The 16,793-nt window shown below is 73.9% G+C and carries 13 protein-coding genes; 5 read left to right on the top strand and 8 right to left on the bottom strand.

All coding sequences use genetic code 11. From position 1 onward, the window contains the following. Window positions 1–143: 143 nt before the first annotated feature. Window positions 144–1,244 (top strand): DUF4192 domain-containing protein, encoded by a 1,101-nt coding sequence (locus G5C62_RS11865; RefSeq protein WP_164701122.1) that lies wholly within the window; start codon window positions 144–146, stop codon window positions 1,242–1,244. A gap of 29 nt (window positions 1,245–1,273) precedes the next feature. On the opposite strand, the gene G5C62_RS11870 is transcribed toward G5C62_RS11865, so the two are convergent. After that, a complete protein-coding gene (locus G5C62_RS11870) occupies window positions 1,274–3,370 on the bottom strand; it encodes a S9 family peptidase (RefSeq protein ID WP_164701123.1) in 2,097 nt (698 codons plus the stop codon). A gap of 92 nt (window positions 3,371–3,462) precedes the next feature. After that, a complete protein-coding gene (locus G5C62_RS11875) occupies window positions 3,463–4,182 on the bottom strand; it encodes a metal-dependent transcriptional regulator (RefSeq protein ID WP_036337024.1) in 720 nt (239 codons plus the stop codon). Between the two features lie 195 nt (window positions 4,183–4,377). Here G5C62_RS11875 and G5C62_RS11880 point away from each other — a divergent pair, with 195 nt between their 5' ends. Further along, window positions 4,378–5,562 carry an acetoin utilization protein AcuC gene (locus G5C62_RS11880; RefSeq protein WP_036337022.1) on the top strand — a complete coding sequence of 395 codons (1,185 nt, stop codon included), beginning with the start codon at window positions 4,378–4,380 and terminating at the stop codon, window positions 5,560–5,562. Between the two features lie 90 nt (window positions 5,563–5,652). Further along, window positions 5,653–8,325 (top strand): bifunctional GNAT family N-acetyltransferase/acetate--CoA ligase family protein, encoded by a 2,673-nt coding sequence (locus tag G5C62_RS11885; RefSeq protein ID WP_241175850.1) that lies wholly within the window; start codon window positions 5,653–5,655, stop codon window positions 8,323–8,325. Window positions 8,326–8,382: 57 nt separating this feature from the next. Here G5C62_RS11885 and sigB read toward each other — a convergent pair whose 3' ends face one another. Next, window positions 8,383–9,366: an RNA polymerase sigma factor SigB gene (gene sigB / locus G5C62_RS11890; protein WP_206330605.1), complete on the bottom strand. Its 984-nt coding sequence runs from the start codon at window positions 9,364–9,366 to the stop codon at window positions 8,383–8,385. Window positions 9,367–9,629: 263 nt separating this feature from the next. Beyond that, a complete protein-coding gene (gene dtd, locus G5C62_RS11895) occupies window positions 9,630–10,061 on the bottom strand; it encodes a D-aminoacyl-tRNA deacylase (RefSeq protein ID WP_164701125.1) in 432 nt (143 codons plus the stop codon). A 176-nt stretch (window positions 10,062–10,237) separates the two neighbouring features. On the opposite strand from dtd, the gene G5C62_RS11900 reads away from it, so the two are divergent. After that, on the top strand, window positions 10,238–11,194 hold the full coding sequence (locus G5C62_RS11900; RefSeq protein ID WP_164701126.1) for a DUF808 domain-containing protein: 957 nt from the start codon (window positions 10,238–10,240) through the stop codon (window positions 11,192–11,194). Window positions 11,195–11,299: 105 nt separating this feature from the next. Here the strand turns inward: G5C62_RS11900 and G5C62_RS11905 are convergent, their stop codons facing one another. From G5C62_RS11905 to G5C62_RS11920, 4 genes are all read right to left on the bottom strand, one after another. Beyond that, window positions 11,300–12,406, bottom strand: coding sequence for a zinc-binding alcohol dehydrogenase (locus G5C62_RS11905; RefSeq protein WP_164701127.1), 1,107 nt, complete (start codon window positions 12,404–12,406; stop codon window positions 11,300–11,302). Next, window positions 12,403–13,389 (bottom strand): Gfo/Idh/MocA family protein, encoded by a 987-nt coding sequence (locus G5C62_RS11910; protein WP_036337011.1) that lies wholly within the window; start codon window positions 13,387–13,389, stop codon window positions 12,403–12,405. Before G5C62_RS11910 ends, G5C62_RS11905 begins: the two co-directional genes overlap by 4 nt. A 219-nt stretch (window positions 13,390–13,608) precedes the next feature. After that, window positions 13,609–15,135: a mannitol dehydrogenase family protein gene (locus tag G5C62_RS11915; RefSeq protein ID WP_241175851.1), complete on the bottom strand. Its 1,527-nt coding sequence runs from the start codon at window positions 15,133–15,135 to the stop codon at window positions 13,609–13,611. Window positions 15,136–15,229: 94 nt separating this feature from the next. Then, window positions 15,230–16,243, bottom strand: a complete 1,014-nt coding sequence (locus G5C62_RS11920) for an aldo/keto reductase family protein (protein WP_164701129.1) — start codon at window positions 16,241–16,243, stop codon at window positions 15,230–15,232. Between the two features lie 153 nt (window positions 16,244–16,396). On the opposite strand from G5C62_RS11920, the gene G5C62_RS11925 reads away from it, so the two are divergent. After that, window positions 16,397–16,793 (top strand): glycosyltransferase (locus G5C62_RS11925; protein WP_164701131.1); only part of this gene is annotated, 397 nt, incomplete at its 3' end.

Raw genomic sequence — 16,793 nt, forward strand, 5'->3', positions numbered from 1 at the left:
CCCGGCCGCTGGGGTGAGGTGCACGCCGGGAGGGTGCGCCGGGCGGTGGCCGTCCTGCCGGCCGCCGTCCACAACCGGCGCCGCCGTCCACAACCTCGCTCCGGCCGGCCCGGATCGGCACCGGGCGCACCAGGGTCGGGCTCATGGCCGATCCGCAGGAGCCCCTGACCATCCGTCTCTCCGACCCCGGGGAGGTGGTCGCGGCGCTGCCGCACCTGCTCGGCTTCCGGCCGCGCGAGTCGCTGGTGCTGATGAGCCTGCGCGGGTCGCCGGGCCAGCGGGTGGGGCTCACCGCCCGGGTCGACCTGCCGCCGCCCGAGCACCGCAGCCAGGTCGTCTCCGGCCTGGTGCGCTCGCTGCTCACCGATGGGCCGACGGCGGCGCTGCTGGTGGTCGTCTCCGAGGCCACCGACGAGCCGGCGACCCCGGATGGCTGGCCTGACGTCCTCCGGTCGCCCCCGGCCGAGGACCTCGCGCACCGGGACCTCGTCCACGAGGTCGTGCTGGCGCTGGACGCCGTGGACCTCCCGCTCCGTCAGGCTCTGCTGGTCCGGCGGGAGCGCTGGTGGTCCTACGACTGCCCGGCGGCGTGCTGCGCACCGGAGGCAGGCACCCCGCTGCCCACCGGCACCAGCGAACTCGCCGTGGCCAGCGTGGTCGACGGGCAGGTGGTGGAGGAGGAACGGGCAGCGCTGGTCCGGCGGATCGCACCGGTCGGCTTCCTGGCGGCGGAGGCGATGTCCCGGGCCTGTGACGAGGTGGGCGACGCGCTGGCGCGGCGGACGACCGAGCTGGGCTGGGACGTCCTCGTGGAGGAGGGCTGGGCGGCCGTGCTGGCGGCGGTCGAGGCAGCCGGCCCCGGCGAGCACGGAGGTGCCGGCGCGCGGCTGTCGGACCACGAGGTGGCCCGGCTGGCCTGGGGTCTGCGCGACCACGACCTGCGGGACCGGGCCCTCACCCTCGCGCTGGGGGAGTCCGCGGCGGCCGCCGAGGCGCTGTGGACCGAGCTGACCCGTCGGTCGCCGGCGCCGCTGGACGCGGCGCCGGCGACCCTGTTGGCGGTCAGTGCATGGGTGCGCGGCGGCGGGGCGCTGGCCAACGTCGCGCTGGAGCGAGCGCTGCGGAGCGAACCCAGCTACACCTTCGCCGGGTTGCTGCGTTCGGCGCTGGACGCCTGCCTCGCCCCGGCCGAGATGCGCCGGCTCATCCGGCAGGCCAGCGCGCCGCTCGACACCCGGTGGTGAGCGGCGCGCTGGCCCCAGACGCGCTGCCCTCAGATCAGCTCCGGACGCCGCCACTCCTCGCCCAGCACGTGCTCGGCGAGGAAGGCGAGCACGGTCTCGTACCAGACCGCCGCGTTCCCCGGCGTGAGCACCCAGTGGTTCTCGTCCGGGAAGTACAGGAACTTCGACGGCACCCCGCGCTTCTGCAGGTCGTACCAGAGCCGCAGGCCCTCGCCGATCGGCACGCGGTAGTCCTTGTCACCGTGGATCACCAGCATCGGCGTCCGGATCGCGTCGGCGTAGCGGTGCGGGGAGTTCTGCTCGTACCGCTTCGGCTCGGTCAGCGGGTCGCCGAACTCCTTCTCCCAGTAGTAGGCAGCGTCGGTCGCCCCGACGAACCCGTCCAGGTGCCACAGGCTGGCGTGGGTGACGATCGCCCGGAAGCGGTCGGTCTGGGTGGCGATCCAGTTGGCCATGTAGCCGCCGAACGAGCCGCCCATGGCCGCAGTCCGGGTCTGGTCGATCTCCGGGAGCGCCTCCGCGGCGTCCACCGCCGCCATCAGGTCGGTGTACGGCGCGTCGCCCCACTCACCCCAGCCGCGCCGGACGAAGTCCTGACCGAACCCCTGCGACAGCGCCGGGTTGGGCAGCAGCACGGCGTACCCGCGGGCGGCGAGCACCCACGGCGTCCAGCGCCAGGACCAGGAGTTCCAGCTCATCAGCGGGCCGCCGTGCACCCACAGCACCAGCGGCGCCGGCGCCGTCGCGTCGGCGCCCTCGGGGAGCACAAGCCACGACTGGACCCGGGTGCCGTCGGCCGCGGTGGCGTCCAGTTCGCGCAGCGTCCCGGGGAAGCTGCTGATCGTGCCCGGGTTCGGCAGCGCGGCCGGGTCCTGCCCCGGGGCGTGCGGGTCCAGCCGTACCGGCACCGGCGGGGTGTCGTAGCCGGAGCGCAGGGCGTAGAGCGCGCTGCCGTCCCGGGCGACCTGCAGGTCGCTGTAGGCGCCCTGGTCGGTCAGCCGCACCGGGGCCGTGTCCTCCAGCGCGTTGCCGTCGGCCGCCACCCGGAAGACGGCGTGCCGGCCGTCGTCGTCGGCCAGGAAGTACACGGCCGTGCCGTCGGCGGAGAACTGCGGCGCGCTGGGCCAGCGGTCGAACCCGGGGGTCAGCTCCCGGGTCTCGGCGGTGGCGACGTCGACCAGCAGCAGCGTGTGGTCCGGCGGCTCGGCGTAGGTGGAGGCGGACTCCCGGTCGCACACCACCCGCCGGGAGTCGGGGGAGAAGCGGGCGGCGGAGATGTCGGCCTGCGGGTCGTCGACGAGGACCCGGGTCTCCCCGGTCGCCACCTCGATGAGCACCAGCCGGGACCGTCGTCCGGCCGGGCCGTCGGGCAGCTCCTCGCTGCGCACCACCCACCGGCCGTCGGGGGAGACGGCCAGGTCGGTGCCCGAGCCCAGCGGCGGGCCTGCCTCGGGGGTCAGGTCACGCCACTGCGGCGCGGCCGCCGGCGTGCCCGGGACGGTCTCCGCCGGCAGCTGGCCGATCCAGTACACGTGCGGCACCGCAGGGCCCAGGTCGTGGTCCCAGTAGCGCACCGGGTAGCTCTCGTGCAGCAGTGCGCTGACGCCGGCGTCCTTGCGCCGGGTGCGGAGCTCCTCGTCGGCCTCGGCGTCCGGGGCGCCGGGCATGGTGCTGGCGACGACGACCACGTCGCCGGTGTCGGCGGCGACCGCGACGCCGGCCACGCCGGCGCTCCGCTGCAGCACCAGCCGGGCCTCACCGCCGTCGGCCGGCAGCGCCCACAGGGCGGGCTTCGGGTCGCCGCCGTCCTTGGCCGCGGTGGGATCGGGCCGGGTCGACGTGAACAGCAGGTCGCCGGCGGGGGTGAACACCGGCGCGGACTCACCGCTCGCCCCGCGGGTCAGCCGCCGGGCGTCCCGCTGCCCGGTCGGGTCGACCTCCCAGAGCGCGGACTGCCACTTCTTGCCCTCGGCGTCCAGCGTGGCCACCGACGTGACCAGTCGGCTGCCGTCGGGGGAGAGGGCCAGGCCGCCGAGCCGGGGGAGGGCGACGAAGTCCGCGATCCGGTGGAACGGACTGGGCGGGGTGTCGTCGCTCTGCTCGAGGGGAGCTGCGGTGTCGCTCACCGGGGCCTTCTCTCTGCGCGTCCGGACAGGTCGCACCGGAGCCTAGTGAGAAGGGTGCGAGGTCGTGAGCCCAGCGAACGACCTCGCTGCGGTCAGCCCACCCCGGCGGTCGCCTCGGCCGCCTCGACCGGGGACAGCTCCTCGTCGACCGCGCTCACGAAGACGTGCTGGGCGACCCCGGGCTGCAGGGCGACGCCGTCGACCAGCACCGCACCGTCGGTCAGCGTGGCGGTGACCGTCGATCCCGGCCGCACGCCCTGGTCGGCCAGCGAGCGCAGCAGCGGGGCGTCCTCCTGCAGCTGCTCGCTGATCCGCCGGACGACGACCTGCCGGCCCTCGGGGGTCGCGGTCGCCGACAGCAGGGTCAGCGCGTCGAGCACCGCCGAGGTGTCGCCCCCCAGGGCGTCCAGGCCGGGGATCGGGTTGCCGAACGGCGAGACCGTCGGGTTGCCGAGCAGGCTGAGCAGCTTGCGCTCCACCGCCTCGCTCATCACGTGCTCCCAGCGGCAGGCCTCTTCGTGCACGTCGGCGTAGTCGAGCCCGATGACGTCGACCAACAGGCACTCGGCCAGCCGGTGCTTGCGCATCACGGCAGTGGCGAGCTCCCGGCCCTCGTCGGAGAGCTGGAGGTGCCGGTCGCCCTGGACCGAGAGCAGGCCGTCCCGCTCCATCCGGGCCACCGTCTGGCTCACGGTCGGGCCGCTCTGGTGCAGGCGCTCGGCGATCCGGGCCCGCAGCGGGACGATCCCCTCTTCCTCGAGCTCGAAGATGGTCCGGAGGTACATCTCCGTGGTGTCGATGAGGTCGTTCACGTCCACACTCCTCCGTCAGGTTCACCCCGATCCTACGAGGGTCGGGCCGCTGGACGGGCGGATCTCCTGCGTTCGGGTCCGGCGGGCGCGCTGCCCGGGTCGCAGCGGTAGCGTCGGGCCGGTGATGGAGCTCGCCCGCTCGACGAGGAGCACCGCAGCGCAGCGCCCCGGCCGGCCCCGGCGGGGGGAGCGCCCGTGAGCGACGCCGTGACCGTGATCTGGGACGACGCCCTGCTCGGCTACACCATGGGCGGTGACCACCCCATGCACCCGGTGCGGTTGGACCTGACCATGCGGCTGGCCGACTCCCTGGGCGTCCTGGGCTCCTCCCGGATCGAGGTCGTCAAGCCCGAGCCGGCGGGCCCGGAGCTGCTCACGCTCGTCCACGACCCGGCCTACCTGGAGGCCGTCCGCCGCGCCCCGGACGACCCGTACGGCGCCGGCCACGGCCTGGGCACCCCGGACAACCCGGTGTTCCCGGGCATGTACGAGGCGGCGGCCCTGATCACCGGCGGCAGCGTGCTCGCCGCCGAGCTGGTCTCCAGCGGCCGGGCCCAGCACGCGGTCAACATCGCCGGGGGGCTCCACCACGCCATGCGCGACCAGGCCTCGGGCTTCTGCGTCTTCAACGACGCCGCGGTGGCCATCGCCTGGCTGCTGGGTCAGGGCTGGGAGCGGATCGCCTACGTCGATCTCGACGTGCACCACGGCGACGGCGTCCAGGCCGCGTTCTACGACGACCCCCGGGTGCTCACCGTCAGCATCCACCAGACCCCGCTCACCATCTTCCCCGGCACCGGCTTCCCCGAGGAGACCGGAGGCCCCGGGAAGGCGCTGGGCAGCGCGGTCAACCTGGCGCTGCCCAACGGCACCGACGACTCCGGCTGGCTGCGGGCGTTCACCGCCGTGGTGCCCAGCGTGGTGCGCGCGTTCGACCCGCAGATCCTCATCACCCAGTGCGGCTGCGACGCCCACCACGAGGACCCGCTGGCCGACCTCGGGCTGACCGTCGACGGGCAGCGGGCCTCCTACCGCGCCGTGCACGACCTGGCGCACGAGGTGTGCGACGGCCGGTGGATCGCCCTGGGTGGCGGTGGCTACGGCCTGGTCCGCTGCGTGCCGCGGGCCTGGACCCACCTCCTCGCCGAGGCCGGCGGCGACCGGTTGGCGCCGGACACCGTGATCCCGCAGAGCTGGCAGGACGACGTCCGGCGCCGGGGCCTGCGCACGCCGCCGCCGGGCTCGATGACCGAGGGCGGCTACGTCGGCTTCCACCGCTGGGACCCGTTCACCGAGAACCGGGTCGACCGCGCCGTCCTGCGCACTCGCACCGCCTCCTTCCCCTACTTCGGACTCGACCCGGACGACCCCCGTGACTGACGAAGGACCCCTCAGCCCCCCACGACTCGCAGGCTCGCCGCGGGACCCTGCTGAGGGGCCGAGGGGGTGACCGTGAGCGAGGAGACGTCTGTGAACCGCACTGCGCCCCCGCACTGGGAGGCCGACGTGGTCGCCGCCGACGGCGGCACCGTGCACCTGCGCCCGATCACACCCGAGGACGCCGACGGGATCGTCGGGCTGATGGACCGGAGCTCCGACCAGACCCGCTACTACCGGTTCTTCGGGCCGATGCGGCGGCTGTCGGACAAGGACCTGCACCGCTTCACCCACGTCGACCACGACGCCCGGGTGGCCTTCGTGGTGCTGCTGGGCGACCGGCTGGTCGGCGTCGGCCGGTACGACCGCTACCCGGGCACCGACGACGCCGAGGTCGCCTTCCTGATCGAGGACGCCCACCAGCGGCGGGGGCTCGGGTCGGTGCTGCTGGAACACCTGGCGGCGGCCGCCCGGGAGCGGGGGATCAAGCGGTTCGTCGCGGAGGTGCTCAGCCAGAACAGCCAGATGGTGCGGGTCTTCCTCGACGCCGGGTACTCGGCCAAGCGGTCCTACGAGGACGGCGTCGTGCACCTGACCTTCCCGATCGCCCCCACCGAGCAGTCCCTCGCGGTGGCGCACGAGCGCGAGCAGCGCAGCGAGTCCCGCTCCATCGGCCGGCTGCTCAACCCGGGCTCGGTGGCCGTCGTCGGCGCCAGCAACGACCCGGCCAAGGTCGGCCACGCGGTGCTGCACAACCTGCTCGAGTACGGGTTCGACGGGCCGATCTACCCGGTGAACCCGGCGGTGCGGCACGTCCGTGGGGTGCCGGCGCACGCCTCCATCGAGGCCATCCCCGACGACGTCGACCTGGCGGTCCTGGCCGTGCCGGCCGACGAGGTGGCCGCGGTGGTCGAGGCCTGCCGGCGCAAGAACGTGCACGGACTGGTGGTCATCTCCGGTGGCTTCGGGGAGACCGGGCCCGAGGGGCGGGCCGCCGAGCGCGCCCTGGTCGCCTCGGCGCGCGCGTCCGGGATGCGGGTGGTCGGCCCCAACTGCCTGGGGATCGTGAACACCGACCCGGACGTGCGGCTCAACGCCAGCCTGGCCCCCGACGTCCCCGGCCGCGGGCGGGTGGGCTTCTTCGCCCAGTCCGGTGCGCTGGGCGTCGCGCTGCTGGAGCGCGCCCGGGCCCGGGGGATCGGGCTGTCCAGCTTCGTCTCCGCGGGCAACCGGGCCGACGTCAGCGGCAACGACATGCTCCAGTACTGGGCGAGCGACCCCGGCACCGAGGTCGTGCTGCTGCACCTGGAGAGCTTCGGCAACCCGCGCAAGTTCGCCCGGCTCGCGCGCGGGGTCGGCCGCACGAAGCCGGTGGTGGCGGTCAAGAGCGGCCGGCACGTGGGCATGACCGCCGGGCTGGCCGGTACCAGCGTCGCCGTCCCCGAGCAGTCGGTGGCCGCGCTGTTCGCCTCTGCCGGCGTCATCCGGGTCGAGACGCTCGCCCAGCTCTTCGACGTCGGCACGCTGCTGGCCCACCAGCCGCTGCCGGCCGGCGACCGGGTCGCCATCGTCGGCAACTCCACCGCCATGGGGGTGCTCGTCGCCGACGCCGTCCTGGAGCAGGGGCTGGAGCTGGCCCACGAGCGGCCCGTTGACATCGGCACCCAGGCCGCGCCGGAGGACTTTCGGGCCGCGCTGCAGGCCGCGCTGGACGACGAGGGCGTCGACTCGGTGGTCGCGGTCTTCCTGCCGCCGCTGCTGCAGGGCGAGCAGCCCTTCGGCCGGGTCCTCCGCGAGGTCTCCCGCACGGCGGAGAAGCCGCTGGTGGCGAACTTCCTGTCCACCGAGGGGATCCCCGCCGAGCTGGTCGTCCGGGACGAGCACGGCATGCCGGGCCGTGGCTCGGTGCCGTCGTTCTCCACCCCCGAGCGTGCGGTCATGGCGCTGGCGAAGATCAGCGAGTACGCCCGCTGGCGTCGGCGGCCCCTCGGCGTCGTCCCCGAGCTCGGCGGCATCGACGAGGCGGCCGCCCGGGAGGTGGTCGAGTCCGCGCTCGGTGCGGCACCGGAGGGCCGTGCCCTCTCCGACGAGGAGACGATGGCGCTGCTGGATGCCTACGGGGTGCCGATGCTGGGCACGCGCCGGGTCGAGGACGTCGAGGCGGCCGTCGCCGCCGCCGAGGAGATCGGCTACCCGGTGGTGCTGAAGTCGACGGCGCCGTGGCTGCGGGACCGCCGCGACCTCGGCGGCATGCGGTTCGACCTGGCCGACGCCGAGGACGTGCGCAGCGCGTTCGCCGCCATCCCGGCCGGTGACCCGGTCATCGTCCAGGAGCAGTCGGCTCCGGGGGTGGCCACCGTGGTCGACATCGTCGACGACCCGTCCTTCGGTGCGCTGGTGAGCTTCGGGGTGGGCGGGGTCGCCACCGACCTGCTCGGCGACCGGGCCTACCGCACCCTGCCGCTGACCGACCTGGACGCCGCCGAGCTGGTCCGCGAGCCGCGGGCCTGGCCGTTGCTGAACGGCTACCGAGGGAGCACGCCGGTCGACACCGCTGCGCTGGAGAACCTGCTGCTGCGGGTCGCCCGGCTCGGCGACGACCTGCCCGAGGTGCTGTCACTGACCCTGGAGCCGGTGATCGTCGGCCCCGCGGACGCCTGGCACGGTGGCCGGTCCCTGGTGGTCGCCGGTGCAACTGTCCGGATCGGCCAGCCGACGGCACGGGTGGACGCCGGCCCCCGCCGCATGTTCCGCCCCGGCGTGTGAGCACGAGAGCCCGCCGCCCCGAGGGGGTGGCGGGCTCTCAGCCGTTCGGTCGGGTCGTCAGCCCAGGTAGTCCCGGAGGGCGTCGGCGCGCTGCGGAGCCCGCAGCTTGGTCATCGTCTCGCGCTCGATCTGGCGCACCCGCTCGCGGGAGAGCCCGAAGCGCTTGCCGATCTGCTCGAGCGTCCGCGGCTGCTCGCCGTCCAGGCCGAACCGCATGATGACGACGTCCCGCTCGCGGTCCTCCAGGGTCTTCAGGACGTTGCGCACGTCGCCCTTCATCATCTGGAAGGCGACGGCGTCCTCGGCGACCGCGGCGTCGGCGTCCTCGATGAAGTCACCGAGCCGGGACTCCTCGTCGGCACCGACGGTCTGGTCGAGCGAGACCAGGTCGCGGGAGTACTCCAGCAGCTCGGTGATCCGCTCGGGCGTCAGGTCGAGCTCGAGACCCAGCTCCTCGGCGGTGGGCTCGCGCTCCAGCTCCTGGTGGATCCGGCGGCGGGTGCGCACCACCTTGTTGACCTGCTCGGCCAGGTGGACGGGCAGCCGGATCGTCCGGCCGGAGTCGGCCATGGCGCGGGTGATGGCCTGCCGGATCCACCACGTCGCGTAGGTCGAGAACTTGAAGCCCTTGGTGTAGTCGAACTTCTCGACGGCCCGGATCAGCCCGACGTTGCCCTCCTGGATCAGGTCCAGGAACGTCATGCCGTGGCCGGTGTAGCGCTTGGCCACCGAGACGACCAGGCGCAGGTTGGCCTCCAGCAGGTGGGCCTTGGCCGCCTTGCCGTCAGCGGCCAGCAGCTTGTAGTCCCGCTTGACGGCGGGGGTCAGCTGTCGCTCGCCCAGCAGGCGGTCGGCGTAGAGCCCGGCCTCGATCCGCTTGGCCAGCTCGACCTCCTGCTCGGCGGTCAGCAGCGCGGTCTTGCCGATGGTGTTGAGGTAGACGCGCACCAGGTCCGTCGACACCAGGCCACTGGTGTCCGGGGCACGGCGCGGGGAGCGCACCTCGAGGGTGTCGGTGGGGGAGGACTGCAGCACGGTCACGATGAGTCTTCGTCCTTGCTTCGGGGTCCGGATGCGCCGCGTCGTCGATGTGCGGTGCACCCCGGTGGAGGTCAGAGCGTCGGCCCGGCGTCACCGGGTGGCTCTCCAGCCGTTCTGTCCGTGTGGTACATCGTGTGCAACGGACCCGGGTGGGTCGGTGTTCCGGAGCGGCTCAACTCACAGGGAACGTCCAGGTGTGGCGCTCCGCGGGCGAGTGACGAGCACGCGGGGGGACGACGGATGGTTACCCGGCGACGCCGGGGCTAGACCTCCAACTGCAAGGTCATCGGGCCCTCGTTCACCGAGGCGACCGCCATCCGCGCCCCGAACCGCCCGGTGGCGACCTCGGTGCCGCGCCGGCGGAGGTCGGCCACCACCTCCTCGACCAGCGGCTCCGCCAGCTCGCCCGGGGCGGCGTCCGCCCAGGACGGCCGGCGGCCCTTGCGGGTGTCGGCGTAGAGGGTGAACTGGCTGACCACGAGCACCGGCAGCCCGAGGTCGCCGACCGAGCGGGCACCGTCGTCGGTGGGGAACACCCGGAGCTCGTGCAGCTTCCGGGCCATGGCGCGTGCCCGGTCGGCGTCGTCGTCCCGGCCCACCCCCACCAGGGCCAGCAGGCCCGGGCCGATGCTGCCGACCACCTCGTCGGCCACCGTCACCGATGCCTGGCTGACCCGGGTCACCACCGCACGCACGGCATGATCCTCGACCGACGGTCCTCGCCGGTCGCGGCCAGGGTGCGCCGGCCGGACAGCGCGGGTGCTCCACACTGCTCTCGGCGCGGGACGTCGCGTCGTGCGCAGTCCGGCCGCACCAGTCACCATGACCACCCAGACGGCACGCGCGTGCCGACCGATCGGAAGGACCTCCCGTGGCGGGTGGACTCGTAGCTCTCCTCGACGACGTGGCCGTGCTGGCGCGTGCCGCCGCGGCCTCGATCGACGACATCGGGGCGGCGGCCGGGCGGGCGAGCATGAAGGCCGCCGGCGTCGTCGTCGACGACACCGCGGTGACGCCGCAGTACGTGCACGGGCTGAACGCCGAGCGCGAACTGCCGATCATCCGGAAGATCGCCCTCGGGTCGCTGCGCAACAAGCTGCTGATCATCCTGCCCGCGGTGCTGCTGCTCAGCGAGTTCCTGCCCTTCCTCCTCACCCCGATCCTCATGATCGGCGGCGCCTATCTCTGCTACGAGGGGGCGGAGAAGATCTGGCACCGGCTGCGGCCGCACGAGGAGAGCCACGCCACGGTGGAGGACGCGCTGCCGGACGAGAAGACCATCGTGTCCGGGGCGGTGCGCACCGACTTCATCCTGTCGGCCGAGATCATGGTCATCTCGCTGAACGAGGTGGTCGACCAGGGCTTCTGGTCCCGCGCGGTCATCCTCGCCGTCGTCGCCCTGGGGATCACCGTGCTGGTGTACGGCGTCGTCGGCCTGATCGTGAAGATGGACGACGTCGGCCTGCACCTCTCCCAGCGCCCCAGCAAGGGCGTCGCCCGGTTCGGGCGCGGGCTGGTCAAGGGGATGCCGAAGCTGCTCAGCGCGCTCACCGTGGTCGGGACCGCCGCGATGCTGTGGGTGGGTGGCCACATCCTGCTGATCGGCACCGACGAGCTGGGCCTGACGTTCCTCTACGACGTCGTGCACCACCTGGAGGAGGCCGCCGCGGAGGCGACCGGAGCCCTCGGTTCCGTCGTGGGCTGGCTGGTCAACACCCTCGGCAGCGCCATCCTCGGGCTCGCCGTCGGTGCCCTGGTCGTGCTGGTCATGACTCTCACGCTGCACCGGCGCAGTGCGGAGTCCGCGAGCGGGAGCGGGGCGCACTAGCTCAACTAGCCGCGCAGGCGCAGGCTCTGCGCCCGACGTCGTCCTCCACCTCTGCCCAGCGGCGGTCCCGGTGGCACCGGGTCCTGACGCGCAGGTCTCCCGCTGTCAGTCGGACGGCATCCGGAGGACCGCCTGCAGCGGCGGACTCGGGAGCCGGCGCTGAGCGAGGTCGGTCAGCAACCGCGGCCCGTCCTCGAACGGGACGACGTCGGTGACCAGGTGGGTGCGGATCTCCTCCCCGCGGTGCCGGAGCAGGTCGAGGGTGACTGCGGCGAGCGCTTCCCGCGGCCAGGCGGCGGCCATGCCGCGCGGCACGCGGCCGATCTGCGCACAGTTGATGCTGAGCCCGTTGTGGTGGAACTCCTCGCCGAGCCGCGCCCGCTCCGCTCCGCCCTGGTAGAAGCCGAGGTCCACCACGATGCCCTGCGGCCGCAACGACTTGAGCCCGGCGGCCAGCGCCTCGTCGTGCCCCCGGCACTGCAGCACCACATCGGCACCGGCATCCCCGTGGGCATGCCGCCACCGCTGCTTGACCGACAGCCAGGCGGCCTCCGCAGTGGCCAGGGTCGGGAGACCGAGCGCCTCGGCGACGGCCCGGCGCTGCGGGGACGGGTCGAGGACGAGCACCTGCGCCGCGCCGTGCTGCACGCTCAGCATCGCCGACAACAGCCCGATGACGCCGGCGCCGGTCACCAGCACGAACCGGTCCCGCACGCCGTCGGCCACCCCGGCTGCCGGCCCGGCCAGCGCCGCCGCGGCGTGCAGCAGGCCGTTGACGCAGATGGGCCCCATCTGGGCCAGGTAGACACCCAGCAGCGGGTCGAGGTCGTCGGGCACCGGGATCACCGGCATGGTGGCCGGGTCCGCGCACCGGCCGGTGCGGTGTCCGTAGGCCATGGCCACCAGAGCGCCCTCGGCCAGCCCGTCGGCACGGCTCTCGGTGACCCGACCGACCTCCATGTAGCCGAGCGCCCGGATCGGGTAGCCGGCCGTCGCGCCGGTGACGCCGAACGCCCGCAGGTCGGGGTCCCACCCCAGCTGGTGCTGCGGATCGGTGCCGCGCACCAGCGCCACCTCGGTGCCTGCGCTCACCCCGGACCACTCGGTGCGGACCCAGGCCTGCCCTGGGCCGGGCTCCGGCTCCACGTCCTCGAGGACCGCCGGCCGTCCCGGTGCGGTGACCCCGATGGACCGGATCGGTCGCCCGGTCACCGCCCCTCCGGGTCCGGCAGCCCGACCGGTCGCCCGTCCCGGGCCGAGCGGTCTGCGGCGCAGGCCAGGGCGTGCGTGCGCAGTGCCTCGTGGTAGGGCACGCGGACCTGCGCTGCCCGGCCGAGCAGGACGTCGAGGAACTCCCGGTCCTCGGTGCGGATCGGGTCCTGGTCCGACCGGAGCACCTCCTCCCCGTGTGCGGTCACCACCCGCAGCTCGTGATCGGTCAGTCCTCGTTCGCTGAGCTCCACGACCAGGCCCTCGGCCACCACGTGCAGGGCGACACGGTGCCGCCAGCCGAGCACCCGCGCCGAGGAGATGCTGCCCACCGCACCGGAGACGAACCGGAGGAGGGCGCTGGCCGCGGCCGGGACGTCACCCCGCCCGTCAGAGGCGGCCCGCTCGGCCGCTGCGACGCTCGCCACCTCACCGGCGAGGGTGCGGGCCAGGTCGAAGACGTGCGTGGTCTGCTCGATCACCTGGCTGCCCGAGTACGCGCGCTGCGGCCACCACGGGACTGCTGGCGTCTTGTCCAGCCAGTAGCCGGTCACCAGCTGCGCCGGTGTCCGCGCCAGCAGCTCCGCCGCCCGGTGCACCACCTCCAGATGGCGCCAGTGGTAGCCCACGGCCGTGGTCAGGCCGCTGGCGGAGACCTGGTCGGCCAGCTCCTGGGCGGCCGGCAGGTCCAGCCCGAGTGGCTTCTCCACGAAGAAGGGGACTCCGTGTGCGATGGCTGCGGTCTCGAGCGCGCCGTGGGCGAACGGGGGTACGCAGAGCCAGACGGCATCCAGGTCCTCGGAGTCCAGCAGTGTCAGCCCGTCGCCGTAGGCCCGTCCGCCGGACCGGTCGGCCGCCTGCTGGGCCCGCTCCAGCACGGTGTCGGCCACCGCCACGACCTCCACGTCGTCGAAGCCGGCCAGGGCCCGCAGGTGCTGCCCGGCGATGAAGCCGGTACCGACGCAGCCGACGCGCAACCGGGTCATGCCACGATCCCCGCTCGGGTCGGGGCCGCGAGGAGCCGGCCGGCCGGGCTGACGCGGGGCGACTCGGTGACCACCCGGACCTCCTGTCGCCGCGGGCTGCTGCCCTCGCCCCATGAAGCCCGATGAGCGTCGTTCGGGCAACCGGGGGTGGCGGTCAGGCCGACACGGCCTCGGCGCTTGCGCACCCGCGGTCCGGTCCCGGCCGAGCCGTCCGGGTCCTCAGTCCGGGCGGGGGGACTCGTCGACCAGCGACGCGAGCGTGGCCCGCGCACCCCGTTCGCGCAGGGACGTCAGAGCTCTCCGGTAGGGCACCACGAACCGTTCCTGGTCCACGAGGTCACCGAAGACGCTGCGATCGGCGATGAAGGCGAGTGGGTCCTCGTCCAGCCGGCCCGCGTTGGCCCGGATGCGGTCGGCCTGCCGGTCGACGAGGGGGAGGGGGTGCCCGCAGTCGTCGAGCCCCTGGGCGTACCGGGCCCAGCTGGCGACGACGGCGGCGCCGCGGTGCACCTCGCCGCCGGCGGCGAGGCGGGCGCGGACCACCGGGAGCACGTACTTGGGGATCAGCGCGGAGCTCTGGGCGCACAGTCGAGATATCGGGTCAGCCACCGCCGCGCTGGCCAGCCGCTGGAGGACCGTCCGCTTGTAGTCCCCGAGGTCCACTCCCGGGACGGCCGGGAGCATCGGAGAGACCTCGTGGTCCAGGTAGTCACGGAGGAACCCGGACCACAGTGGGTCCCGGCCGGCGTCGTGCACGAACCGGTGGCCGGCGAGCGAGGCGAAGTAGGCGAGCGCCTGGTGGCTGCCGTTGAGCAGGTGCAGCTTCATCGTCTCGTAGGGGGCGACGTCCTCGACCAGCTGCACACCGGCTGCCTCCCAGGGCGGGCGACCGGCGGGGAAACGGTCCTCCACGACCCACTGGGCGTACGGCTCGCACACGACTGGCCACGCGTCGGCGATGCCGAACTGGTCCTGGAGCGCCGCGACGTCGTCGGGCGTGGTCCGCGGGGTGATGCGGTCGACCATGCTGTTGGGGAAGGACACCTCGCGCGCGACCCACCCACCGAGGTCTGGGTCGCGCAGGGTGGCGAAGGCGGTGAACGCCTGCCGGGCGACGTCGCCGTTGCCGTGCAGGTTGTCGCAGGAGAGCACGGCGAACGGCGGCACCCCGCGCGCCCGGCGGCGCGCCAGCGCCTCGGTGACGAGTCCGAAGGTGCTGCGGAGCACGGCGTGGGGCTGCAGGTCGGCCCTGACGTCCGGGGCCGCCTCGTCGAAGAGACCGGTCGCCGGGTCGGTGTTGTAGCCGCGCTCGGTGATCGTCAAGGAGACGATGTGGACGTCGGGGTGCGCCATCTTCTCGACCACGGCCTCCGGGTGGTCGGGAGCCAGCAGGAACTCGACGAGAGATCCGATGACGCGCGGCTCCAGGGAGCCGTCGGGGTGCTTGACCACGAGGGTGTACAGCCCGTCCTGCGCGGCGAGCACCTCCTGCATCCGCCGGTCGGCCGGGAGGACACCGACCCCGCAGACACCCCACTCGGGACCCAGGCCGGCGTTCATGAGCCGGTCGGCGTACATCGCCTGGTGCGCCCGGTGGAAGCCGCCCACGCCGATGTGCACCATGCCGGTGCGGACCCGGCGACGGTCGTAGGCGGGGGTCGCGACCGCTCGCGCCAGCGTGCCGAGGGTGCTGGTGTTCAGCGGGCTGGCCGGGAGGGCGGCGGGTGGATCGGGGCGGTGCGACACCGCCCTACCCTAACGTTAGGTTAGGGTCGCTGTCATGCCGGGAGACCGGAGCTGCTCGTCGGCAGCCCGGAGCGGCTCGCCGGCGGAGGAGCCGCTAGGCGGCGGTGCCCCGTGCCGCTCTGTCGGCCGGGAGGAAGACCTGCGCCGGGTCCCGCTCGACCACCTCTCCCAGCGCCTCGTCGACCCGCGTCATGATCTCGGCGTCCAGCCGCACGCCGGCGGCCTTGACGTTGGCGTGCACCTGCTCGGGCCGGCTGGCGCCGATGATGGCGGCGGCGACGTTGGGGTTCTGCAACACCCAGGCCAGTGCCAGTTGGGCCATGGTGAGGCCGAGGTCGTCGGCGATCGGGCGGAGCTGTTGGACCCGGCTGAGCACGGCATGGGCCATGAAGCCCTCCACCTGGAAGCCGACCGCGGAGTGGCTCGCCCGGCTGCCGGCCGGTGGCTGCTCCCCGGGGCGGTACTTCCCGGTGAGCACCCCCTGGGCCAAGGGGGACCAGACGATCTGGGAGACCCCCTCCTGTTCGCAGGTGGGCACGACGGCGGCCTCGATGACCCGCCACAGCATCGAGTACTGCGGTTGGTTGCTGATCAGCTGCACCCCGAGGTCGCGGGCCAGGGCCGCGCCGGCCGCGATCTGCTCGGCGTTCCACTCCGAGACCCCGAGGTAGAGCACCTTGCCGGCCCGGACCAGGTCGGCGAAGGCGGTCATCGTCTCCTCGAGCGGGACCGTGGAGTCGTAGCGGTGCGCCTGGTAGAGGTCGATGTGGTCGGTCTGCAGCCGGCGCAGCGACGCGTGGCAGCTCTCGGTGACGTGCTTGCGGGAGAGGCCGCGGTCGTTGGCGCCGGGACCGGTGGGCCAGTACACCTTCGTCGCGATCTCCAGGCCCTCGCGACGCTGGCCGGCCAGGGCGCGGCCGAGCACGGACTCGGCCTTGGTGCCGGCGTAGACGTCGGCCGTGTCGAACGTCGTGATCCCGACGTCGAGGGCGGCCTGCACGCACGCCAGTGCGGAGTCCTCCTCCACCTGGCTGCCGTGCGTCAGCCAGTTGCCGAACGCGATCTGCGAGACGTTCAGGCCCGACCGGCCCAGGCGACGGAACTCCACGGCTGCTGACCGTAGTGCCCAGGCGGCGGGGGCGCGGCCTGGGCGGCAGCGGCCCGGTCCCGTCGCCGGGGTGGCTGCCCGGCGCCGAGGCATTGCGCCATCCGCCTCGCCCTGCCACCGTGCGGCGAGGCGGGGGCGGAGGAGAGGTGGTCCATGGTCAGCGCAGCCGACATCGCCACGGGCGGAGCCGATCGTCCTGCAGGGGGCCTGGTGGCCCGCCGGCGCGAGAGCACCGTGGGGCGTCGTCGCCGGCTCTCCATCTGCCTCTACAGCCCGTCGGCCGATCCCTCGGGCATGGGCGCACACATGGTGGACCTGGCCGCCGAACTCCGGTCCCGTGCCGACGTCTCCGTGCTCTGCTGGGGAACGCCGGCCGGACGACGGGTGCTCGACCGCGCGGCCGCCCTCGGGGTCGGCACCTGCGCTCTCCCGCGTCCGCGGGACCCGGCGTTCGCCCAGGCGATCGTCGAGTTCCTCTCCGCCCACCCGGCGGACGTGTTCCACGTTCACGTCGGCAGCGGCCGGGAGGACTTCGACGGCGCGCGGGCGG

The sequence above is a fragment of the Modestobacter sp. KNN46-3 genome, assembly GCF_011039295.1.

Bases quoted from the DNA above. Each gene is read 5' to 3' on its own strand.
- G5C62_RS11910 (WP_036337011.1), bottom strand. From the start codon at position 13,389: ATGACCCGGTTGCGCGTCGGCTGCGTCGGTACCGGCTTCATCGCCGGG.
- G5C62_RS11865 (WP_164701122.1), top strand. From the start codon at position 144: ATGGCCGATCCGCAGGAGCCCCTGACCATCCGTCTCTCCGACCCCGGG.